The organism is Empedobacter sp. 225-1 (genome assembly GCF_030328185.1).
Classification (GTDB): domain Bacteria; phylum Bacteroidota; class Bacteroidia; order Flavobacteriales; family Weeksellaceae; genus Empedobacter; species Empedobacter stercoris.
Genome location: NZ_JACALO010000070.1, coordinates 1 through 5,288 on the forward strand (window position 1 = coordinate 1; position 5,288 = coordinate 5,288).

At 44.7% G+C, this 5,288-nt stretch carries 2 tRNA genes and 3 rRNA genes; all 5 read left to right on the plus strand.

What is annotated here, in order from left to right:
- Positions 1–143 precede the first annotated feature (143 nt).
- A 16S ribosomal RNA gene (locus tag HX088_RS13560) occupies positions 144–1,662 on the plus strand.
- 105 nt (positions 1,663–1,767) lie between these two features.
- Positions 1,768–1,841: transfer RNA gene (locus HX088_RS13565), tRNA-Ile, on the plus strand.
- Positions 1,842–1,857: 16 nt separating this feature from the next.
- Positions 1,858–1,931: transfer RNA gene (locus HX088_RS13570), tRNA-Ala, on the plus strand.
- A gap of 236 nt (positions 1,932–2,167) precedes the next feature.
- Positions 2,168–4,952, plus strand: a 23S ribosomal RNA gene (locus HX088_RS13575).
- Positions 4,953–5,210: 258 nt separating this feature from the next.
- A 5S ribosomal RNA gene (rrf, locus tag HX088_RS13580) occupies positions 5,211–5,288 on the plus strand; the annotation flags it as partial.

The following is a 5,288-nucleotide window of genomic DNA, read 5'->3' on the forward strand; positions in this document are numbered from 1 at the left end:
AAACTGAGAAGTTCATTTGAAATTATAATATATACAGAAGAAAAAATAAGCCGAATAATAACGAAGTCAATCCTTGAATAATGGAGCTTAAGGAAATTCGAAGTTGTAAAAACATAAGTCTTATAGACTAAACAAAATAATTTACAATGGAGAGTTTGATCCTGGCTCAGGATGAACGCTAGCGGGAGGCCTAACACATGCAAGCCGAGGGGTATAATTCTTTCGGGAATTAGAGACCGGCGCACGGGTGAGTAACGCGTATGCAACTTGCCCTACTGAAAAGGATAGCCCTTCGAAAGGAGGATTAATACTTTATAATAGATTTCATAGCATTATGGAGTTTTGAAAGATTTATCGCAGTAGGATAGGCATGCGTAAGATTAGATAGTTGGTGAGGTAACGGCTCACCAAGTCGACGATCTTTAGGGGGCCTGAGAGGGTGAACCCCCACACTGGTACTGAGACACGGACCAGACTCCTACGGGAGGCAGCAGTGAGGAATATTGGACAATGGGTGGAAGCCTGATCCAGCCATCCCGCGTGTAGGAAGACGGCCTTATGGGTTGTAAACTACTTTTATCTGGGGATAAACCTATCTACGAGTAGATAGCTGAAGGTACCAGAAGAATAAGCACCGGCTAACTCCGTGCCAGCAGCCGCGGTAATACGGAGGGTGCAAGCGTTATCCGGATTTATTGGGTTTAAAGGGTCCGTAGGCGGATTAATCAGTCAGTGGTGAAATCTCATAGCTTAACTATGAAACTGCCATTGATACTGTTAGTCTTGAGTAATGTTGAAGTTGCTGGAATGTGTAGTGTAGCGGTGAAATGCTTAGATATTACGCAGAACACCAATTGCGAAGGCAGGTGACTAAACATTAACTGACGCTGATGGACGAAAGCGTGGGGAGCGAACAGGATTAGATACCCTGGTAGTCCACGCCGTAAACGATGGATACTTGCTGTTGGATTTTCGGATTCAGTGGCTAAGCGAAAGTTATAAGTATCCCACCTGGGGAGTACGTTCGCAAGAATGAAACTCAAAGGAATTGACGGGGGCCCGCACAAGCGGTGGAGCATGTGGTTTAATTCGATGATACGCGAGGAACCTTACCAAGGCTTAAATGCATAATGACAGGACTAGAAATAGTTTTTTCTTCGGACAGAATGCAAGGTGCTGCATGGCTGTCGTCAGCTCGTGCCGTGAGGTGTTAGGTTAAGTCCTGCAACGAGCGCAACCCCTATCATTAGTTGCCAGCGTTTAAAGACGGGGACTCTAATGAGACTGCCGGTGCAAACCGCGAGGAAGGTGGGGACGACGTCAAGTCATCACGGCCCTTACGTCTTGGGCTACACACGTGCTACAATGGTAAGTACAGAGGGCAGCTACCTAGCGATAGGATGCGAATCTCGAAAACTTATCTCAGTTCGGATTGGAGTCTGCAACTCGACTCTATGAAGCTGGAATCGCTAGTAATCGCATATCAGCCATGATGCGGTGAATACGTTCCCGGGCCTTGTACACACCGCCCGTCAAGCCATGGAAGCTGGGGGTACCTGAAGTCGGTGACCGTAACAGGAGCTGCCTAGGGTAAAACTGGTAACTAGGGCTAAGTCGTAACAAGGTAGCCGTACCGGAAGGTGCGGCTGGAACATCTCATATTTAGAGAACGACGAATTTTCTTCTATTAATTAGAAGATTGATTTTGATTCGGCTTTTTATTCTGTATAAACTATAAATATAGACCACTCTTTAAGAGTATTAAAGAGTCTCATAGCTCAGCTGGTTAGAGCGCTACACTGATAATGTAGAGGTCGGCAGTTCGAGTCTGCCTGAGACTACTAAATAACATAAAGAGGGGGATTAGCTCAGCTGGCTAGAGCGCTTGCCTTGCACGCAAGAGGTCATCGGTTCGACTCCGATATTCTCCACGAATTTAATTTGAGAATTATTTAATTAGCTAATTAGCAAATTATCACATTTCCGAATTAACAGAAGAGTTCATTGACATTATTAGAAACAGATTATAATTTAATAATTATAATCGCATACAATCAAAAACAAACAGATTTAGAAATAAATACAAAAGTTTTAAAAAGGTATACAATTAATCAATAAAACGAGTAAGATTAACATAACCGCTCAATAATATGACGGTTAAATCGAGAAAAAAGTTACAAAGGGCGTACGGCGGATGCCTAGGCTTTGAGAGGCGATGAAGGACGTGATAAGCTGCGATAAGCTTCGGGGAGTGGCACATACACATTATATCCGAAGATTTCCGAATGGGACAACCCGGCATGTTGAAGACATGTCACTGCGTAAGCAGAGCGAACGTTGGGAACTGAAACATCTAAGTACCAATAGGAAAAGAAATCAATTGAGATTCCGTAAGTAGTGGCGAGCGAACGCGGATTAGCCCTAAAGACTTTATAAAGATAACAGAATAACCTGGAAAGGTTAACCGAAGAGGGTGATAGTCCCGTAAGTGAAATTTTTATATAGTTGATAACGAGTAAGGCGGAACACGAGAAATTCTGTCCGAATATGGGAGGACCATCTTCCAAGGCTAAATACTCCTCAAAGACCGATAGTGAACTAGTACTGTGAAGGAAAGGTGAAAAGCATTTCGAATAGAAAGTTGAAATAGAACCTGAAACCGTACGCCTACAAGCGGTCGGAGCACGTAAGTGTGACGGCGTGCCTTTTGCATAATGAGCCTACGAGTTAATGTTGCTGGCAAGGTTAAGGACTTCAGGTCCGGAGCCGTAGCGAAAGCGAGTCTGAATAGGGCGTTATAGTCAGTAGTATTAGACGCGAAACCTTGTGATCTACCCATGGGCAGGTTGAAGCTTTGGTAACACAAAGTGGAGGACCGAACCGGTTGACGTTGAAAAGTCTTCGGATGACCTGTGGGTAGGGGTGAAAGGCCAATCAAACTGGGAAATAGCTCGTACTCCCCGAAATGCATTTAGGTGCAGCGTATAGTTAAGTATATTAGAGGTAGAGCTACTGATTGGATGCGGGGGCTTCACCGCCTACCAATTCCTGACAAACTCCGAATGCTAATATATGTTTCTAGGCAGTGAGGGCATGGGTGCTAAGGTCCATGTCCGAGAGGGAAAGAACCCAGACCATCAGCTAAGGTCCCCAAATATATGCTAAGTTGAGAAAACGCGGTTGGATTGCATTGACAGCTAGGATGTTAGCTTGGAAGCAGCTATTCATTTAACGAGTGCGTAACAGCTCACTAGTCGAGCGATCCGGCATGGATAATAATCGGGCATAAGCATATTACCGAAGCTATGGATTACATCTTTTAGATGTACTGGTAGGGGAGCATTCTAACGGCGCAGAAGTCACCTGGTAATGGGTGGTGGAGCTTTTAGAAAAGAAAATGTAGGCATGAGTAACGATAAAATAAGTGAGAAACTTATTCGCCGTAAGACTAAGGATTCCTCAGCTATGCTAATCAGCTGAGGGTTAGTCGGGACCTAACACGCACCCTTTGGGGGAAGTGGATGGCAAACGGGTTAATATTCCCGTACCTGCACTCAATAAAAGTGACGAATGATTGTAGGAGGTGCGTACTGACGGAATAGTACGTTGAACCTACGTAAAGTAGGGATAGTACACGAAGGTTTCGGCTGGAGTGATAATCCTCTGAAAATTGTTCCAAGAAATAGCGAGATGTGCAGCCCGTACCGTAAACCGACACAGGTGGTCGAGGAGAGTATCCTAAGGCGCTCGAGCGATTCATGGTTAAGGAATTAGGCAAAATAGACCTGTAACTTCGGGAGAAAGGTCGCTGTCAGCAATGACAGCCTCAGTAAAAAGGCCCAGGCGACTGTTTATCAAAAACACAGGACTCTGCAAAATAGAAATATGACGTATAGGGTCTGACACCTGCCCGGTGCTGGAAGGTTAAGGAAGGAGCTTAGAGGTAACTCGAAGGTTTTGACTGAAGCCCCAGTAAACGGCGGCCGTAACTATAACGGTCCTAAGGTAGCGAAATTCCTTGTCGGGTAAGTTCCGACCTGCACGAATGGTGTAACGATCTGGGCACTGTCTCAACCATGATCTCGGTGAAATTGTAGTATCGGTGAAGATGCCGGTTAATCGCAACGGGACGAAAAGACCCTGTGAACCTTTACTATAGCTTTGTATTGACTTCGGGTAAATAATGTGTAGGATAGGTGGGAGACTATGAAGCAGTATCGCTAGGTATTGTGGAGTCATTGTTGAAATACCACCCTTTATTTACTTGGAGCCTAACTTCCTTTTAGGAAGGACAGTGCATGGTGGGTAGTTTGACTGGGGTGGTCGCCTCCAAAAGAGTAACGGAGGCTTTCAAAGGTACCCTCAGCACGCTTGGTAACCGTGCGTAGAGTGTAATGGCATAAGGGTGCTTGACTGTGAGACCAACAAGTCGATCAGGTGCGAAAGCAGGACATAGTGATCCGGTGGTTCCGTATGGAAGGGCCATCGCTCAAAGGATAAAAGGTACTCCGGGGATAACAGGCTAGTCTCCCCCAAGAGCTCACATCGACGGGGAGGTTCGGCACCTCGATGTCGGCTCGTCACATCCTGGGGCTGGAGAAGGTCCCAAGGGTTGGGCTGTTCGCCCATTAAAGTGGCACGCGAGCTGGGTTCAGAACGTCGTGAGACAGTTCGGTCTCTATCTGTTGTGATCGTTAGAAGTTTGAGCGGACTTGACTCTAGTACGAGAGGACCGTGTTGAACAAACCTCTGGTGTATCAGTTGTGCCGCCAGGTGCACCGCTGAGTAGCTACGTTTGGAAGAGATAAGCACTGAAAGCATATAAGTGCGAAACTCGCCGCAAGATTAGACTTCTTTAAAGGGTCGTTGTAGACTACAACGTTGATAGGCTATAGATGTAAAGGCAGCGATGTCATAGTCGAGTAGTACTAATTACCCATAGACTTTTTCTTAAAAGTACAACGAATCAAAGATAGTTGGTAGCGATACCAACAACAATAAAAAGATTAAATACTAAGATTGATTTAATCGTCATAGAGAAGGTTAGTTAATCTTATTTGGATTAAACATGTAATACCAGATTGTAAAAGTTTGTAAAATGTATTATGTAAAAAGTATTAAGTAATCACTTAATACAATAAAACATAAGACTTAATACAACATTTAATAATGTCAAGATATACTAGGAACTAATACCTAATTAAAAATATTAGGGTGACTATAGCTGCAGGGCTCACCTCTTCCCATTCCGAACAGAGAAGTTAAGCCTGCCTGCGCCGATGGTACTG